Consider the following 17,189-nt stretch of genomic DNA (forward strand, 5'->3'; position numbering starts at 1 on the left):
TCCCCTATCTTACTTTGCGACGTTTTCAGCGACATCGACGGTCTTTGCAGAACCATCGGTAGCGGCGATCAGTGTCTTGTAGGCACCGGGCAAGTCGGTGGCGGCCGTGGTCAGCCACTGCTTGTACTTGTCCTCGGAGACGACGCGGATTGCGATCGGCATGAACGCATGGTCCTTGCCGCAAAGCTCGGAACACTGGCCATAGAAGAGGCCCTCGCGCTCGGCTCGGAACCAGGTCTCGTTCAGGCGGCCCGGAACGGCGTCGATCTTGATACCGAAGGACGGCATGGCGAAAGCGTGGATAACGTCGGTCGGCGCGGCAGTGACGAGAACGCGGACGGTCTTGTTGACCGGCAGGACAACTTCGTTGTCGACGGCGAGCAGGCGCGGATAGACGGAGAGATCGGTCTTGCCGGCAGCGGCGCGATCCGGGTCCTTCAGAAGGTAGGAGTCGAAGGCAACGGGCGTTTCGCCCGAACCTTCATATTCATAATTCCACTGCCACTGGGTCGCGGTCGCCTTGATGGTCACATCAGGGTTTTCCGGCAGGGTCAGCTGCGCCGTGAGCAGGTTGAAAGAGGGAACCGCGAGGAAGAGAAGCACGAGAACCGGCCCCACAGTCCAGATGACTTCGATCAGCGTGTTGTGGCTCGTCTTGGAGGGAACCGGGTTTGCGGAAGCACGGAACTTGAAGCAGACGACGATAAGAAGAACGAGAACGAACAGCGTGATCGGTACAATGAACCACAGCGTGTATTGTTCGAACCAATGAATCTCCCGCATGATCGGCGTCGCTGCCGGTTGCAGGGTAGCCTGCCACGGCATCGGCTGATCGGCATACGTGCCGGAAGCAAAAAGCAGACAGACCAGCGCGGTCAGAGCTGCAAAAGCCTTCTTTATCACCTTGTAATCTCCCTCGAGCGCTGATCTGCATCAAATCGGACACAGAATCCTTGCCATCTTCTGCGCTTCAAACCACAGTTTGGCATCCGCCGCAACAGGCAGAAGCAATTGTCTATGCGGCATTTTTGCTCCAGGGCCGCATCGTCAGCCGTGGCAAAACATTGCAAGCTTTTCATCAGCATACGAAAAACACGCTTTGGGGCCAATCCGCTCGCGGCACATTCTTTTGAGGAGGTCCTATTTCTGCCGCAGTCCCCCGGTTTTCACGGGGTGGGGCTTTTCATTTTTCGTGGGCAGCTTCACAAATAGCGGCAATGATTCGATATCCAGAGGTTTTCATGGGTTTCCGTTCCCTCGCGCGGTCATTTATTCTGACTGCAGGCATCGCGACCGCCGCGACGAGCCCCCTTTTTGCGCAGCAGCCGTCGACACCCGCGCAGTCGCGCCCTGCCGCACCGGCCCCGAAGCCCGCACCGGCACAACAGCCTGCTCCCCCCACAACGCCGAACGTCGACCAGGTCACGCCCGGCCAGACACAGCCTCAGGCTCCGGGTACGGTCCGTTCCAACCACGGCGCATGGTCCGTGGTCTGCGACAAGCCGGCCGGTGCCTCGACCGAGCAATGCGCGCTGATGCAGAACGTCATAGCCGAAGATCGGCCGGAAGTTGGCCTCTCCGTCGTCGTCCTGAAGACGGCCGACCGCAAGTCGAAGATCCTGCGCGTGCTGGCACCCCTCGGCGTGCTGCTGCCGAATGGCCTCGGCCTCAACGTCGATGGCAAGGATATCGGCCGCGCCTATTTCGTGCGCTGCTTTGCCGATGGCTGCTACGCCGAGGTCGTTCTCGAGGACGAGCTGCTCAAGACCTTCCGCAGCGGCGCGCAGGCAACCTTCATCGTCTTCCAGACACCGGAAGAAGGCATCGGCATCCCCGTCGATCTCAAGGGCTTCGCGGAAGGCTACGACGCCCTGCCCTGATGCGTCGGGGCTTGCTCACGCAATACAACAGACCTACATCGGCTATTGAGCATTCCCGCTCTTGCGGAGCAAAAAGACTATGAACACCGATCTCCTGACGCTTTTCGACGCCGATGAAGCCACCATGCGCAAGCATGTCGCCGAGGCGCTTTCCGGCGCCGATGATGGAGAGCTCTTCATCGAGCACGCGCAGGCGGAATCGCTAACCTTCGATAATGGCCGCCTCAAGGGTGGCAGCTTCAACACCGAACAGGGTTTTGGCCTGCGCGCGGTCGCCGGTGAAGCTGTCGGTTATGCGCACGCGGGCGATCTTTCCGTCTCGGCGCTGAAGCGGGCAGCCGATGCTGTCGGTGCCGTAACACGCGGCTATTCCGGCTCTTACGCGGCGGCACCCCAGGGCACGAATCGCAGGCTTTATACTGATGAAAACCCGATCGGCTCGCCAACCTTCGAGGAGAAGGTGAAGCTGCTGACGGATATCGACGCCTATCTACGCGGCAAAAACGATAAGGTGCGGCAGGTCACGGCTTCGGTCGCGGCAAGCTGGCAAGTGGTCGACATCCTGCGCGCCGATGGTCATCGCGTGAAAGACATCCGGCCGATGACTCGCATCAATATCTCCGTCATGGTTGGTGAGGGTGACCGGCAGGAAAGCGGCTCCTACGGCCAGGGCGGTCGCATCGGCTTCGGCGATTTCATTGCGGCCGGAAGCTGGCAGCATGGTGCTGATGAGGCTCTGCGTCAGGCGCTGATCAATCTCGAAGCGATCGATGCGCCGGCAGGCACGATGGATGTCGTGCTTGGCTCGGGCTGGCCGGGCGTCATGCTGCATGAGGCCGTGGGGCACGGTCTTGAGGGCGATTTCAACCGCAAGAAGACGTCCGCATTCGCGGGCCTTTTGGGCCAGATGGTGGCAGCACCGGGCGTAACCGTCGTCGACGACGGTACGATCGACAGCCGCCGCGGCTCGATCACGATCGACGACGAAGGCACGCCTTCGGCCTATAATGTGCTGATCGAAAACGGCAAGCTCGTCGGCTATATGCAAGACCGACAGAACGCCCGGCTGATGGGCATGGCGCCCACCGGCAATGGTCGCCGCCAGGGCTACGCGCATGTGCCGATGCCGCGCATGACCAATACCTATATGCTCGGCGGCGACAAGACGCCGGAAGAGATCATAGCCTCGGTGAAGAAGGGCATCTATGCCGTCTCCTTCGGCGGCGGTCAGGTGGATATCACCTCCGGCAAGTTCGTCTTCGGCTGCACCGAGGCCTATCTCATCGAAAACGGCAAGATTGGTGCGCCGATCAAGGGCGCCATGCTGATCGGCAACGGCCCGGATGCCATGAAGCGTGTTTCCATGATCGGCAACGACATGAAGCTCGACACCGGCATCGGCAATTGCGGCAAAGCGGGCCAGTGGGTACCTGTCGGCGTCGGCCAGCCGCATTTGCGCATGGATCAGGTCACCGTCGGCGGTACACAGGCCTGAGGCATGCTGTCATGGTCGAAATCGAAATCAGAACCTTTGTCCCAGACGATGCCGATAGCGTCATCTCAGTCATCCTGCCGATCCAGCGTGAGGAATTCGGCATCGACATCACCGCTGACGCACAGCCCGATCTGCGAGTCATTCCCGACTTTTATCAATCGGGCAAAGGTCAGTTCTGGGTTGCGGTGAAAGACGGTGTCATTGTCGGCACAATCGGCCTCAAAGATATCGGCAATAATCAGGCGGCACTCCGGAAGATGTTTGTAGCGACCGAGGTCAGGGGCCGCGAGCACGGCGTCGCCGCCCGGCTGCTCGAAGCCCTCTTTGCCCATGCTGGCGACGTCGGTGTGACCGATATCTTCCTCGGCACGACCGACAAGTTCGTGGCTGCGCATCGGTTTTACGAAAAGAACGGGTTTGCCGAGATTCTCGCTAAAGACCTGCCGCGCGCATTCCCCCGCATGGCTGTAGACAGCAAGTTCTATCGGCGCAAAATCGCAGCCATCTGACCAGCAGCGGATCAGGTGTCCGGCCTGAATTTCCACTTCCGTTCAATGGCCGCCGCCAAATCGATGTCGTGGCGACGGGCGAACAGCAGCACGTGGCCAAGGATGTCGGCGGTCTCGTCAGCAAGGTCGCGTTCCATCTCCTCAGGCGAGCGGCCCTTGGCGCGGCCGCGACCGGTCAGGCGGTTCCAGGCCTGGGTCAGTTCACCCATCTCCTCTTGCAGTTTCAGCAGAAACCAATCGGCATCGCGCTCGATGCCGTTGGCGGCGGCGTAGTTCGAAGATGAGGTCTCGAACTGGTCGGCGAGACGCTGCAGCATGATGTTCTCCTTTTGTTTACAAGGAGAGCGCTGATTCCCGGATATTGTCCAGAGCGGAGAGTTCAGCCCTGGTTCGGCAGGAGCATACAGTCGTAGGAGCGCTTTTTAAGGGCATCGCAGGCAGAGGTCGCGTCTTCTTTGCTCTGGAAGCCGACGAAACGGGCGCGATAGATCGTGTTGGCGCCTTTGCCGACAGCTTCGGTGTAGGGCGAGGCGGAAACCAGCGGCGCACCGGCCTCGGACTGAGCCTGCGCAAGAAGTGCGCGGGCGGCATCGGCGCTCGGGGCAGCAGAAATCTGGATCTGCCAACCGCCTGCCTTGCCAATAGGCGCTTTCGTCGCCTTGCCGGCATTCATGATCTCGTCCATTGCAGCCGGACGTTCCAGCGGGATAACGCCACCATCGGCATAACCGAGCGCCTTCGGCGCGGGTGGTGCGGCTTCATCTGCCGCACGGGGCGCACTCACCGGCATCGGAACATCGGTATTATCAGCGGCCGAGGCTACTTCGACCTGCTCCTTGGCATTCATGCTTGCGACCAGCTTGGCGCCACCGGAAGAGGATGCCCGGCCGATATAACGATCGAGGAGTGCTGCCATTTGGGCGTCGCGGCTACGAGCCGTGCGGCCGCCGAGCACCACGCCGACCACGCGACGGTTACCGTCCTTTACGGCGCTGACGATATTGAAGCCGGAGGCATTCGTATAGCCGGTCTTGATGCCGTCCATGCCCTGGTAGCGATACATGAGATTGTTGTGGCCGCGAATGGTCTGGCCGCGGAAATTGAAGCTCGCAATGGAAAAGAGGCGATATTCGCGGGGATAATTCTTCATCAGCGCCACAGCGAGCGTGGACATGTCGCGCGCCGTCGTGATCTGGCGCTTGTCCGGCAGGCCAGATGCATTGACGAAGGTGGTACGGCTCATGCCGAGCTGACGGGCCTTCTGGGTCATGAGCCTGGCGAAATTGCTTTCCGAACCGCCAAGCTTCTCACCCATGGCGGCGGCAGCGTCATTGGCAGATTTGACGATCATACCATAAACCGCCTCGCGCACGGTGATCGTTCCGCCCGGCTTCACCCCGAGCTTCGTCGGCGGGCGGGACGACGCATATTTCGACATCGTGACTAGCGTATCCCAGGTGAGCTTGCCGCGATTGAGCGCCTCGAAAGTCAGGTAGAGCGTCATCATCTTCGTGAGCGAGGCCGGATGGTTCAGCGTATCGGCGTTTTCGGACGCGAGGACTTTGCCGGTGCGAGCATCGAGGACCAAGGAAGCGCTGCCCGCGAAGGCCAGGACGGGTGCAGAAAGCGCCAGCATCGCGGTCAAAATGGCAGCCAAAAGCCTATTCATGCACTTCCCCTCACTATATCCGGCAACGCGCTGCAACCGGAGTTATGTCCCGTATTGCGACACATGCCAACAGTCTGGCGCGACTTTGCGGCAACGCCCACGTTTTTTCCAAGCTTTTGTTTTGCTTGGTTAACGACCGATAAAGAAGCCATTCTCCAGGCAGAATTCAGTAAGGTTTAACGGCGGCACTGGTAGCCTGTGTGACACGATTACAAAGCGGGGTCATGGGAAAAAATGGGGCAGTGGAAGCGGCGTCTGAAGCGCATGGCGATCGGTGGCGGGCTGGAAGCGGCATGGCTGGCGAATGCCACAGGGCTCATGAAAGAGGCCCGTGGACGCGTTGTCATCTTCACACTCCATCATGTGCGTCCTCATATTACGCGGCCGTTTAAGCCCAACCAACATCTTGAAATAACGCCGGAATTTTTGGATGCAGCGCTTCGGCAGCTGAAGCGGGACGGCTATCGGTTCGTACCGCTCGATGCCATGCCCTCCCTGTTGTCGGACCGGCAGGACGAACGTTCGTTCGCCGCCTTCTCGCTGGATGACGGGTATCGCAACAATCTCGCCCATGCCCTGCCCGTTTTCGAACGACATCAGGCGCCCTTTACCGTTTTCATCACGCAAGGATTTGCCGAGGGCTCACACAGCATCTGGTGGGAAACACTGGCGCTGCTGCTCGATAGGGAGAACAGCATCGAGTTCGACTTCGGCCGCGGGCGAGAGCGACTGGCGCTCGACACGCCAGTCCAAAAATGGGACGCCTTCGACCGGTTTGCCGAGTTTATCCACAGGCAGGACGAAAGTCGTGCCATTCTGGCGGTGGATGCGCTGGCCCGGCGCCACGGAATCGAGCCGGCAGACATTACCCGGGAATTGGTCATGGCGCCGCCGGAACTGCGCAGGCTTTCGGCAAGCCCGCTCGCCAATCTCGGCGCCCATACGATTAGCCACCGGGCGCTCGCCCGCCTGCCGCAGGCGGAAGCACGGATCGAGATGGAAATTTCGGCCGATTATGTCGAGTCGATCACTGGCATTCGTCCCCGGACAATCGCCTTTCCCTATGGCACGTCGGAGGCTGCGACGGGCCGCGAAGCAGATCTTGCGGCAGATCTCGGCTTTGCCGTTGCGGTCACAACGCAGCCTGGCTTCCCGACCGCGAGCCGCGCCACCTATATGCCGCGCATCTCGCTTAACGGCTTTTACCAGAAGCCGCGCTACGTTTCGGCGCTAGCTTCGGGCATTCCCTTGAAATTGCTTGGAAAATAGCGGATCAGGGATACATTCTCACCTTATCCCAAGCGCCTTCCGGTGTTGGGCGACGAAACTCGATACGATCGTGCAGGCGGAATTTCTGGTCCTTCCAGAACTCGATTGAGGTCGGGCGTATCCGGAAGCCGGACCAGTACGATGGGCGCGGAATCTCGCCGATCGCGTACCGCGCCGTATATTCGTCAACGGCCTTTTCCAGGGCAAAACGGCTTTCGAGCGGGCGCGACTGCTTGGAAGCCCAGGCGCCGATGCGGCTGCCGCGGGCGCGGGTCGCAAAATAGGCGTCGGCTTCGGCATCGGTCACGATTTCGACAGGACCGCGGACACGCACTTGACGGCGCAGCGTTTTCCAGTGGAAACACATGGCCGCTTTCTTCTGTCCCAAAATTTCGCGACCTTTCTGGCTCTCGAAATTCGTGTAGAAGACGAATCCGTTGATATCGAAACCCTTCAGGAGAACCATGCGGACATTGGGCAGCCCATCTTCGTCGACCGTCGCGAGGGCGACAGCATTGGGATCGTTGACTTCGGAAGCCTCCGCCTCTTTCAACCAGTCCCCGAAGAGCTTGAAGGGCTCCTCACTTTCAGTAAAGTCACTACCTGTTAACCCGTTTGCCGACATATTAATTCAAATCCCGCGGTTTATTAAGCTGACCCAGCCCTTGACGCTGGGGAAGGACACAGGGTGGAAGTCATAGCAAAGACACATCGCCATACAAAGGGTTCGCTGCGCCGCAGCCTCAGACTCTCCATCGTCGGTATCGCGATTCTGTCACTTTCCGGCTGCGTCGGCGGAGGATTCGATTTCCTGAGCTCGGCAAAGGTCGACCGCTCGGTCGCGACCGGCACCGTGCCGCAGCCTGCTCCCAGTACCGATACGCTTTCCGACGAGATGACGGTGCGCAATGCCGTCACATCCGCCGATATCCAGAAGCTCGAGGGGCAACCCCTCCCCTGGGCCAATGCCTCGACCGGCAGCGCTGGCGTCATCGAGACGATTGTCGAGAACAATGACGCCGGACAGGTCTGCCGCCAATTCCGCACGACGCGCCATTCCTATGTCGGCATCGCCAAATTTTACGGCAAGACCTGCCTTGTCGGCGGCGGCAACTGGCAGCTTCTGAGCTTCCAGCCTGAAAGCTGACCCCGTCTTTTCGCTTGTTTCGGAGAGATACGCGCCCTGACACGTCCGGGTTAACGGCCGCGCTGATTCGCCTTAATGTTTAGCGAAAGGCTAACCATTCGCGACAAAACATCGCTTATCAGCTGCAAGAAATAAGAAGTGATTAGTAACTCTCTCGCACGATCGACCGACGAGCGTGCCTTCTTCGCCTGAGCGGACCGAACGGCGCGTCATGAGTTGACATTTCGATTTCCGGGAACGGCCACGAGGAACATGTCGCCCGGATTGCGACAGCGGCGGTGCAAACAATGCGCGATCCATATAAGGTTCTGGGCGTCACGCGTGACGCGGGAGCGGATGAAATCAAGGCGGCTTGGCGTCATATGGCAAAGGCCGTGCATCCTGACCACAATCAAGGTGACCCGACGGCGACTGCGCGTTTTGCCGAGATCGGCCGCGCCTATGAGACGCTGAAGGATCCGAAGAAGCGCAACCTGTTCGACAATGCCTTGCGCATGGCCGAAGCCAAGAAGCAGGAACAAACGATCATGCAGCAGCGGCAGGCAGCCCGCGAGGCGGCTGCTCGCGCTAAGGCCGCGCAGGCGAACGCCGAGCGGGTAATGGAGGAGCTTGCGCGTGCCAACGCCTATGCGCAGAAGGCCGCCGCGGCAGGTGCCAAACAGCAGCAGGCGAGCACTACCGAAGCCGCCGAAGAAATGGTCGAACGCATCTTCGGCGCGCAGACAGCCCGCGCCGCAGGCGCCCAATCTCAGGCACAATCACAACAGCAGGCGCAGGCCAAGCCGCACACAGATGAGTCGGCCAAGCAGCCAGAACAGGAAACCACTGAATCCGAACCCGCCAAGGCTGAGGACGAACATATGGAGGCCTCCGCTGCCGGGGGCTCCAACATGTCCCTGCCGCTCAGCCTGCTCACCTCGCTTGTGCGCCGCTTCACCGGCGCCGGCCAGCCGGGTCTTGAGAAAGCTCCGGACGAGGTAGCAACCGCAACCGTGACGATCGAAGACATCATGAAGGGAAGCTGGACGACGGTTTCGCTTCCGGAAGGCCGCGAAGTAGGGTTTGCCCTGCCGGCCGGCACGACAGAGGGTCACCAGATCCGTCTCAAGGGACAGGGTTTCAAGTTGCCGGGCATGCAGCGCGGCGACGCGGTGATCAATATTCACATCGCACCCGACCCGCGTTTCACGGTCAATGGTTTCGACGTGCATGCGGTGCTGCCCTTGAACATCGAGAATGCCGTGCTCGGCACCGAGGCGCGGATCGACGGTCCGCAAGGACCGGTCAATGTAACGGTCCCGGCCTGGTCCGGCTCCGACAAGACGATCCGCATTCCTGACAAGGGTCTGCCCAATGACAACGGCGGAAAAGGCGATCTCGTCGTAGAATTGCGTATTATGTTGTGGGAAAAACCGGACGATAAAGTCACCGATCTCATGCGCAGCATGCGTGAAGGGCTATTTTTGTGAAATTTCGGTGACAATCGCACCCTTTGTTACGATCCCTAACAGTTGATGATCTTTGGCAAGCTTGAACCGATTAACGGCCTATGCCATAGGCAGGATCATCAGAATTCCTAGGGAAGCGAAATATGGCTCAAGCATCCGGCCTCATGGCAGGCAAACGCGGCGTCATCATGGGTGTCGCCAACAATCGTTCGATTGCGTGGGGTATTGCCAAGGCCATTCATGCGCAGGGCGGAGAAGTTGCATTCACCTATCAGGGCGATGCGCTGAAGAAGCGCGTGGAACCGCTGGCTGCCGAAATCGGCGCTGTCATGGTCGGCCACTGCGACGTGAGCGATGAATCCACGATCGATGCCGTCTTCGAAAATGTCGAGAAGCTGTGGGGCAAGATCGATTTCATCGTGCACGCGATCGGTTTCTCCGACAAGGACGAACTGACCGGCCGTTACGTCGATACGACGCCTGACAATTTCGCCAAGACGATGCAAATCTCCGTCTACTCCTTCACCTCGGTCGCTCGCCGCGCCGAGAAGCTGATGACGGAAGGCGGCTCGATGCTCACCCTCACCTATTACGGTGCCGAGAAGGTGATGCCGAACTATAACGTCATGGGCGTCGCAAAGGCTGCTCTCGAAGCGAGCGTCAAGTATCTCGCTGTCGACCTCGGACCAAAGAATATTCGCGTCAATGCGGTTTCGGCAGGCCCGATCAAGACGCTTGCCGCGTCAGGCATCGGCGATTTCCGCTATATCCTCAAGTGGAACGAGTACAACGCGCCGCTGCGCCGTACTGTTACCATCGAGGAAGTCGGCGATGTCGGCCTCTACCTGCTCTCCGACCTGTCACGCTCTGTCACCGGTGAAGTGCATCACGCCGACAGCGGCTATCATGTCATCGGCATGAAGGCTGTGGACGCGCCTGATATTTCCGTCATCAAGGACTGAGAGGTCCTCTCAAGCGGAGCCGATCCCCGTGCTTATCTATGTGATCAGACACGGCCAGACCGACTGGAATGCGGAGCGCCGCCTGCAGGGGCAGAAAGATATTCCGATCAATGCGATCGGCCGCGAGCAGGCAAGACAGAACGGGATCGCCCTTGCGGCGATCCTGAAGGGCGAAGACAGCAAGTTCGATTTCGTTGCGAGTCCTCTCGGGCGCACGCGCGAGACCATGGAGATCATGCGATCGGCCATGGGGCTCCCGCCCAAGGAATATCGCACCGACGAACGTCTGGTCGAAGTCTCCTTCGGCGACTGGGAAGGCTATACGCTCAAGCAGCTCAGGGTCTCGCAGACAGAGCGTGTCACGGAACGCAACATCAACAAGTGGGATTTCATTCCGCCAGGCGAGGATGCGGAAAGCTACGAGATCATGTCGTGGCGGACCGGCGCATGGCTTAATTCTGTCGACCGGCCGACGGTCTGCGTCACCCATGGCGGTGTCATCAGAAGCCTGTTTAAGATGATCTCCAACTTGCCGAAGGACGTCGCTTCCGAGGGCGAAATTCCGCAGGACCGGATTTTGAAGATCGAGACGTCGCAGAGCATGATCGGCTGGCTCTAGTCCAACCGGCCTGCCGGTGGCGACCTACTTGACGATATCGAGATCGTTGATGACACGCTTGCCATCAACCTCCGTATAGAAGATCACAACCTTGACGCCGGCCTTCAGGCCTTCGAAATCGAACTCCTCCGGCGCCTGATAGGTCTTGCCATCGTCCAGCGTCAAGACAAGATTGGTCGTGTCGACCTTCTTGATCGTTGCCTCGACATCAGCGCTCTCAGCAAAGCCGCTCATGGGCGAAAGAAAATTTGCCGTGGCCAGAAGCGTAGCAATAACGAAACGCATGTCGGCAATCCCTTTGAAACGCTGCCGTTGATATCGATTGGCCACAGATAAACTCCTGAATATGGCGAAAATTGCCCGGAAGAATGGCTTTCGGCGCCCAATTGATGAATAGGATTTTACGGATAATCAAGAGGCTCTATTCACTGTATTTTTCTCTCTATTTACGTGATTTAGCAGTCCCGAATGCGCGCAATCGTAAATTAACCCCTGCACAATAAGGTCAACGCGAATGTGGGGGTGGATGATTTGCTATTCCAGCGGAGCAACAGCAACCGGCTGCGGCGTGTTCTGAAGAATACGCGTATTTCGCTGCTTGTTTCCGCCCTCGTAGCCGTCGTCGTTATTGCCGTCGGCTTTGCACTCGACAGGGCGAATACCGATGCGCATCTGCGCGAGCTGCAAATCCGAACCGCAAACGAGACGAACCTGATCCGCGCCCGCATGATGGCGCAGATCAACATGGATATCACCGCCGTCCGCGATCTCTCCAACCTGGTTTCGCTCAGCACGCAAACGAACGACGTGGAGATAGAGCGGCAGATCAACTGGCTGCTGATCCAGAACCCGCATTTCATTCATATTGCAGTTGCGCCTGATTTCATCGTCAAGTCGGTCTATCCCGCGCAATCCGGCAAAGAGCGGATCGGCAAGGATGTGCGGGAAGTGCTGATGCAACGCATGTCGATCAACCGCAATACCGGCGACCATTCGGCCCGCTTCTACGGTCCCTTCAAAACGACGGATGCAGAAAACGCCTTTGCGATCTTCTTTCCCGTTTTCGTCAAGGAGAACGGCCAGCGCCGCGTCTGGGGCGCGGTCGAGGCGGTTATTGATCAGGACATGTTCTACGAGGCGACAGGCCTCAAGCCCGCACGCAACAGTGAAAACCAGGAGCGCTATCCACATCTCGACCATCTCTCGATCGCGGTGCGCGATATTGGGGTTCCGGATGAAACGGACGCGCCCTTCTTCGGTCCCTCCAATATCTACGAGAAGAATCCGCTCCGCCGCAGAATCAACTTCGCAGGCGGACGATGGGAACTGGCGGCGGTTCCGAACACAGGCTGGAATGCCGTCCCCGACAATCAGTCTGAACTGCGATTGATCATTGTCGCCGCGGGCTGCGTGATCATTATCCCGATCTTCTTCGCCACATTGCTGCTCGGCGAACGCAATCGCAATATTATGCAACTCGAAACGCGCGAGGCCAAGCTCCTGGAACTATCGCAGCGGCTCAATCTGGCGCTCGAATCCTCCCGGATCGGCATCTGGGAGCTGCCGGAAAACGCCACCAGCCTTTCCTGGGATGCGCGCGCATCCGCGCTTCACGGCCTCGAGGCGATCGAGGATACTCGGTCGCAGGACATGTGGCTGTCAACGATCGTGCCCGAAGACCGCGAAATCGCAGAGGTTCACGTCTTCGGCTGCAGCATCGCAGGCGAAGCCTGCGCCGCGCAATACAGAGTGATGCGGGAAGACGGCAGCATTCGTCATCTGCGTTCTGTCGGAGCCTTCTACACGGATGCCGGCGGCACCGGGAAAACGATCGGTATCGTCTGGGACGTGACAGCAGATGCACAGGTCACCAGCACACTCCGTCTCGCCAAGGAAACAAGCGAGCTCAAAAATGCCGAGTTGGAACTTGCGTTAGAAGAGCTTTCAAGCCGTGAGGCGGAGCTTTCCGAACTGTCTAGCAAGCTCGACCTAGCACTCGATTCCTATCAGTGCGGCATCTGGGAAGCCATTCTCGGCAGACCCGGCTCGATCTGGGACGAACGCATGCACGAGCTCTACGGACTCAAGCAGAGCAACGCCTTCGTGACCGAAGACGCCTGGCTCTCCTGCATCCACCCCGATGATCGCGGGCTGGCGCTCGAAAGCGCGCGGCATTTCAAACGGCTCGGGGATACCCATACACTCGTCTGCCGCGTGCCGGACGACGATGGCGGCTTCCGCTATGTACGTTCTGTCGGCAAGGTGCATCGCACGCCGACCGGCGAGATGAAGATCATCGGTATCGCCTTCGATTCGACCGAGGACGCGTTGATGACGCTACGCCTCAAGGCCGCGAAGGACGAGGCGATCGCCAAGAACATCGAACTGGAGCTTGCCAAGACCAGGATCGAGCACAATTCCCTCCACGACCCGCTGACCTCGCTCGCCAACCGCCGTAAACTCGACATCGCGCTGGAAACTCTGACGGATGCCGGTCGCAGGGAGCGACAGAAATTCGCAATCCTGCATATCGACCTCGACCGCTTCAAGGAAATCAATGACACGCTGGGTCATGCCGCCGGCGACGCGATGCTGGTGCATGCTTCACGCGTGCTTTCCAGAAATGTGCGTGACAGCGATGTCGTCGCGCGTATCGGCGGCGACGAGTTTGTCATCCTCTCCTTCGAGGTAGGCGACGAGGAGATGGCGGTGCTTGCAGGCCGCATCATTGAGGAAATGCGTCAACCGATCGACTTCCAGGGCTTCTCCTGCCGCTGCGGCGTTTCGATCGGCATCGCACTGGCGAACGGTGTTCATGTCGATGCCCGCAAAGTACTGATCAACGCCGATATCGCACTTTACCGAGCCAAGAGGCTCGGCCGTAACCGTTTCGAATTCTTCAACCAGAACCTACAGGCCGATGTCATCAACAATAAGCGCATGGCCGACGAGATTCTGGCGGGCATCGACAACGACGAGTTCACGGCCTGGTACCAGCCGCAATTCTGTGCCCGCTCGATGAAGCTGACGGGCGTCGAGGCGCTGGTGCGCTGGCGCCATCCTTCCAGGGGTCTGCTGACGCCGGACAAATTCCTGCGCATCGCCGACGAGATCAATGTCGTCCAAACGCTCGACCGCATTGTGTTGGAAACCGCGCTACGCGACAAGATGCGCTGGGCGGCACAGGGCATCTACGTGCCGAAAGTCTCCGTCAATGTCTCCGCGCGGCGCCTGCACGATGGTAGCCTGCTGGAATCATTGAACGACCTGCAGATCCGCCCCGGTGAAATTTCCTTCGAGTTGGTGGAATCTATCTTCCTCGACGAAAGCGAGGACGTGGTCTCGCAGAACCTCGAACGGATCAAGGCGCTCGGCATCGATATCGAGGTCGACGATTTCGGCACCGGCCACACGTCGATCGTCTCGCTGCTGAAACTGAAGCCGAAGCGGCTGAAGATCGACCGGCAGCTCGTGCAGCCGATCGTCGCTTCCTCGCAGGAACGCGCACTCGTCAGTTCCATCATCGAGATCGCCCGCTCGCTCGGTGTCGAGACGGTGGCCGAGGGCGTCGAGACACCTGATCATGCCGAACTGCTGCGCGAGCTCGGCTGCGATCTCCTGCAGGGTTATGCTTTCGCACGTCCTCTTTCCTTCGACGATTTCGCCATAGAAGCGCGCGGGACGGCCTGGCTGCTGGCTTCCTAAGAGCGTTCCGATTCTTCTTCGAAACGTGGAAATGCTCTTACCCTTTATTCTCCCCCAATTCCGGACGCAAAACCGCTACACATTTCTGATGGAATTGCTCTAGAGTCTCCATCGTTCGCAAATACGGGAAACACCATTTCCCCGACGGTACCGTGGGCGCAAAGAAAGGCTTTTGCCGGAACGTTTTTTTGGCCTATGAGTGTCGCGCCTTTTCGAGTAATGGCGCTGCCGGTGACGATCGGTAGCGCGTCCGGCGGGAACACATGTCGCACAATACATTCGGTCACCTCTTCCGTGTAACCACCTGGGGCGAAAGCCACGGACCGGCGCTCGGCGCCGTCGTCGATGGCTGCCCTTCGGGACTGCGCTTCAAACTTGAAGACCTGCAGGTCTGGCTCGACAAGCGCAAGCCTGGTCAGAGCCGTTTCGTTACCCAGCGGCGCGAGGACGACCTGGTGAAGGTTCTCTCCGGCGTGATGATGGACGCCGACGGCGAGACAATGATTTCGACCGGCACGCCGATTTCCATGCTGATCGAAAATACCGACCAGCGTTCCAAGGACTATGGCGAGATCGCGCGGCAATATCGTCCAGGCCATGCCGACTATACCTATGATACAAAATACGGCATCCGCGACTATCGCGGCGGCGGCCGTTCTTCCGCGCGCGAGACGGCAGCACGCGTGGCGGCCGGCGGCATTGCCCGGCTCGTCGTGCCCGGCGTGACCATCCGCGGTGCGCTCGTTCAGATTGGCAAGCACAAGATCAACCGCGCCAACTGGGACTGGGATCAAGTGGGGCAGAACCCGTTTTTCTCTCCCGATGCCGAGATCGTGCCCATCTGGGAAGACTATCTCGACGGCATCCGCAAAGCCGGCTCTTCCATCGGCGCCGTCGTCGAAGTGGTTGCCGAAGGTGTTCCAGCCGGACTTGGTGCGCCGATCTATGGCAAACTCGATCAGGATATCGCCTCGCTGCTGATGTCGATCAACGCCGTCAAGGGTGTCGAGATCGGCAACGGTTTTGCCGCCGCCGAGACCAGCGGCGAGGACAATGCCGACGAGATGCGCATGGGCAATGACGGCAAGCCGATCTTCCTGTCCAACAATGCCGGCGGCATTCTCGGCGGCATTTCGACCGGCCAGCCGGTCGTCGCCCGTTTTGCGGTCAAGCCCACCTCTTCCATTCTCACCGAACGGCAATCGATCGACGCCGACGGCAACAATGTCGATATCCGCACCAAGGGCCGCCATGACCCCTGCGTCGGCATCCGTGCCGTGCCGATCGGCGAGGCGATGATCGCTTGCGCCATTGCCGACCATTATCTTCGCGACCGCGGCCAGACCGGCCGGCTGAAATAGGACCGACTCCATGCCTTATGACCAGAAACGCGTCGTCGACGCCATCAGGGCTTTCGAAGCCGGCGAGATCGTCGTCGTCATGGACGACAATGACCGTGAAAACGAAGGCGACCTGATCGTCGCCGCCGTGCATGCGACACCCGAAAAGATGGCCTTCATCGTACGCCACACATCTGGCATCGTCTGCGCGCCGATGCCGAAGGAAGAGGCCAAGCGGCTGAACCTCAACGCCATGGTGGCGGAAAACGATTCTGCCCATACGACGGCCTTCACGGTTTCCGTCGATTTCAAACACGGCACGACGACGGGCATCTCCGCCGACGACCGGACGCTGACAGTACGCAATCTAGCGAACCCCAATGTCGGTGCTGCCGATTTCGTTCGCCCCGGCCACATCTTTCCGCTCGTTGCCCGCGAAGGCGGCGTACTGATGCGCTCCGGCCATACGGAAGCGGCCGTTGATCTCTGCAAGCTTGCCGGCCTGCCGCCAATCGGCGTCATCTGCGAACTTGTCAATGACGACGGTACGGTGACGCGCGGCCCGCAGGTGGTGGATTTTGCCGAAAAGCACGGGCTGAAGCTCGTCTCCGTCGCCGATCTCATTGCCTATCGCCAGCGCAAGGAAACACTGATCGAACTCGGCTCGAGCTTCGATATCGAAACACCGTTCGGCAAAGCCAAGGCGCATGCCTATTCCCTGCCCTGGGATCCCATGCAGCATCTCGCCGTCGTCTTCGGCGATATCCGGGATGGCATCGATATTCCTGTGCGCTTGCATCCGGAAAACGTTGCCGACGATCTGTTCGGCAAGCGCAAGCCGGTCGATTTCTACATGCAGAAGATCGCCGAACATGGTCGCGGCATCATCGTCTATCTGCGCGAAGGCTCCGTTGGAGTCGGTCATTACGACAATGGCCGAAAGGCGCGCAGCCAGGGCCGCGAGGCCCATGCCGAGGCGCAGACGCGCGATAATGAGTGGCTGGAAATCGGCCTCGGTGCGCAGATCCTCAAGGATCTCGGCGTCAGTTCGATCAAGCTGATGACCAGCCGCGAGCGGCACTATGTCGGCCTGGAAGGATTCGGCATCAAGATTTCCAAGACGGAAATCTGCTGATTATCTCTTCT

The 17,189-nt window shown here is 59.4% G+C and carries 16 protein-coding genes; 11 read left to right on the forward strand and 5 right to left on the reverse strand.

What is annotated here, in order from left to right; all coding sequences use genetic code 11:
• Positions 1–9: 9 nt before the first annotated feature.
• Complete coding sequence (coxB, locus tag FHX08_RS12775; protein WP_132652323.1) at positions 10–903, reverse strand: cytochrome c oxidase subunit II; 894 nt, start codon at positions 901–903, stop codon at positions 10–12.
• A gap of 314 nt (positions 904–1,217) precedes the next feature.
• Here coxB and FHX08_RS12780 point away from each other — a divergent pair, with 314 nt between their 5' ends.
• The 3 genes from FHX08_RS12780 (at position 1,218) to FHX08_RS12790 (ending at position 3,884) form a co-directional block, all read left to right on the forward strand.
• Positions 1,218–1,880 carry an invasion associated locus B family protein gene (locus FHX08_RS12780; protein WP_184327216.1) on the forward strand — a complete coding sequence of 221 codons (663 nt, stop codon included), beginning with the start codon at positions 1,218–1,220 and terminating at the stop codon, positions 1,878–1,880.
• 79 nt (positions 1,881–1,959) lie between these two features.
• Positions 1,960–3,375 carry a metalloprotease TldD gene (gene tldD / locus FHX08_RS12785; protein WP_132652327.1) on the forward strand — a complete coding sequence of 472 codons (1,416 nt, stop codon included), beginning with the start codon at positions 1,960–1,962 and terminating at the stop codon, positions 3,373–3,375.
• 11 nt (positions 3,376–3,386) lie between these two features.
• Positions 3,387–3,884: a GNAT family N-acetyltransferase gene (locus FHX08_RS12790; RefSeq protein WP_132652329.1), complete on the forward strand. Its 498-nt coding sequence runs from the start codon at positions 3,387–3,389 to the stop codon at positions 3,882–3,884.
• An 11-nt stretch (positions 3,885–3,895) separates the two neighbouring features.
• Here the strand turns inward: FHX08_RS12790 and FHX08_RS12795 are convergent, their stop codons facing one another.
• Both FHX08_RS12795 and FHX08_RS12800 read right to left on the reverse strand, forming a co-directional pair.
• Positions 3,896–4,201, reverse strand: coding sequence for a MazG nucleotide pyrophosphohydrolase domain-containing protein (locus FHX08_RS12795; protein WP_132652330.1), 306 nt, complete (start codon positions 4,199–4,201; stop codon positions 3,896–3,898).
• Between the two features lie 62 nt (positions 4,202–4,263).
• Positions 4,264–5,553, reverse strand: a complete 1,290-nt coding sequence (locus FHX08_RS12800) for a D-alanyl-D-alanine carboxypeptidase family protein (protein WP_132652332.1) — start codon at positions 5,551–5,553, stop codon at positions 4,264–4,266.
• Positions 5,554–5,787: 234 nt separating this feature from the next.
• Between FHX08_RS12800 and FHX08_RS12805 the strand changes: the two genes are divergently transcribed.
• The gene (locus FHX08_RS12805; protein WP_132652334.1) at positions 5,788–6,822 is read left to right on the forward strand and encodes a polysaccharide deacetylase family protein; all 1,035 of its coding nucleotides are present in this window, start codon (positions 5,788–5,790) and stop codon (positions 6,820–6,822) included.
• A 4-nt stretch (positions 6,823–6,826) separates the two neighbouring features.
• Here the strand turns inward: FHX08_RS12805 and pdxH are convergent, their stop codons facing one another.
• Positions 6,827–7,447: a pyridoxamine 5'-phosphate oxidase gene (gene pdxH / locus FHX08_RS12810; RefSeq protein WP_184327217.1), complete on the reverse strand. Its 621-nt coding sequence runs from the start codon at positions 7,445–7,447 to the stop codon at positions 6,827–6,829.
• A gap of 63 nt (positions 7,448–7,510) precedes the next feature.
• Between pdxH and FHX08_RS12815 the strand changes: the two genes are divergently transcribed.
• The 4 genes from FHX08_RS12815 (at position 7,511) to FHX08_RS12830 (ending at position 10,998) form a co-directional block, all read left to right on the forward strand.
• Positions 7,511–7,969 (forward strand): RT0821/Lpp0805 family surface protein, encoded by a 459-nt coding sequence (locus FHX08_RS12815; protein WP_132652337.1) that lies wholly within the window; start codon positions 7,511–7,513, stop codon positions 7,967–7,969.
• A gap of 287 nt (positions 7,970–8,256) precedes the next feature.
• Positions 8,257–9,438, forward strand: a complete 1,182-nt coding sequence (locus FHX08_RS12820; RefSeq protein ID WP_132652339.1) for a J domain-containing protein — start codon at positions 8,257–8,259, stop codon at positions 9,436–9,438.
• Between the two features lie 122 nt (positions 9,439–9,560).
• Complete coding sequence (fabI, locus tag FHX08_RS12825; RefSeq protein WP_112573377.1) at positions 9,561–10,379, forward strand: enoyl-ACP reductase FabI; 819 nt, start codon at positions 9,561–9,563, stop codon at positions 10,377–10,379.
• 28 nt (positions 10,380–10,407) lie between these two features.
• Complete coding sequence (locus FHX08_RS12830) at positions 10,408–10,998, forward strand: histidine phosphatase family protein (protein ID WP_132652341.1); 591 nt, start codon at positions 10,408–10,410, stop codon at positions 10,996–10,998.
• 24 nt (positions 10,999–11,022) lie between these two features.
• Here FHX08_RS12830 and FHX08_RS12835 read toward each other — a convergent pair whose 3' ends face one another.
• Complete coding sequence (locus FHX08_RS12835) at positions 11,023–11,283, reverse strand: DUF1344 domain-containing protein (RefSeq protein ID WP_132652343.1); 261 nt, start codon at positions 11,281–11,283, stop codon at positions 11,023–11,025.
• Between the two features lie 246 nt (positions 11,284–11,529).
• Between FHX08_RS12835 and FHX08_RS12840 the strand changes: the two genes are divergently transcribed.
• The 3 genes from FHX08_RS12840 (at position 11,530) to ribB (ending at position 17,178) form a co-directional block, all read left to right on the forward strand.
• The gene (locus FHX08_RS12840) at positions 11,530–14,703 is read left to right on the forward strand and encodes an EAL domain-containing protein (RefSeq protein WP_132653206.1); all 3,174 of its coding nucleotides are present in this window, start codon (positions 11,530–11,532) and stop codon (positions 14,701–14,703) included.
• 263 nt (positions 14,704–14,966) lie between these two features.
• A complete protein-coding gene (aroC, locus tag FHX08_RS12845; RefSeq protein WP_132652345.1) occupies positions 14,967–16,064 on the forward strand; it encodes a chorismate synthase in 1,098 nt (365 codons plus the stop codon).
• A 10-nt stretch (positions 16,065–16,074) separates the two neighbouring features.
• Positions 16,075–17,178 (forward strand): 3,4-dihydroxy-2-butanone-4-phosphate synthase, encoded by a 1,104-nt coding sequence (gene ribB / locus FHX08_RS12850; protein ID WP_132652347.1) that lies wholly within the window; start codon positions 16,075–16,077, stop codon positions 17,176–17,178.
• The last annotated feature ends 11 nt before the right edge of the window (positions 17,179–17,189 follow it).

The organism is Rhizobium sp. BK529 (genome assembly GCF_014194105.1).
In the GTDB taxonomy this organism is placed as follows: Bacteria; Pseudomonadota; Alphaproteobacteria; order Rhizobiales; family Rhizobiaceae; genus Rhizobium.

Coding starts and splice junctions, on each gene's coding strand:
- tldD (WP_132652327.1), top strand. CDS start 1,960: ATGAACACCGATCTCCTGACGCTTTTCGACGCCGATGAAGCCACCATG.
- fabI (WP_112573377.1), top strand. CDS start 9,561: ATGGCTCAAGCATCCGGCCTCATGGCAGGCAAACGCGGCGTCATCATG.
- FHX08_RS12790 (WP_132652329.1), top strand. CDS start 3,387: ATGGTCGAAATCGAAATCAGAACCTTTGTCCCAGACGATGCCGATAGC.
- FHX08_RS12780 (WP_184327216.1), top strand. CDS start 1,218: ATGATTCGATATCCAGAGGTTTTCATGGGTTTCCGTTCCCTCGCGCGG.
- pdxH (WP_184327217.1), bottom strand. CDS start 7,447: ATGTCGGCAAACGGGTTAACAGGTAGTGACTTTACTGAAAGTGAGGAG.
- FHX08_RS12835 (WP_132652343.1), bottom strand. CDS start 11,283: ATGCGTTTCGTTATTGCTACGCTTCTGGCCACGGCAAATTTTCTTTCG.
- aroC (WP_132652345.1), top strand. CDS start 14,967: ATGTCGCACAATACATTCGGTCACCTCTTCCGTGTAACCACCTGGGGC.
- ribB (WP_132652347.1), top strand. CDS start 16,075: ATGCCTTATGACCAGAAACGCGTCGTCGACGCCATCAGGGCTTTCGAA.
- FHX08_RS12795 (WP_132652330.1), bottom strand. CDS start 4,201: ATGCTGCAGCGTCTCGCCGACCAGTTCGAGACCTCATCTTCGAACTAC.
- FHX08_RS12805 (WP_132652334.1), top strand. CDS start 5,788: ATGGGGCAGTGGAAGCGGCGTCTGAAGCGCATGGCGATCGGTGGCGGG.
- FHX08_RS12820 (WP_132652339.1), top strand. CDS start 8,257: ATGCGCGATCCATATAAGGTTCTGGGCGTCACGCGTGACGCGGGAGCG.
- FHX08_RS12800 (WP_132652332.1), bottom strand. CDS start 5,553: ATGAATAGGCTTTTGGCTGCCATTTTGACCGCGATGCTGGCGCTTTCT.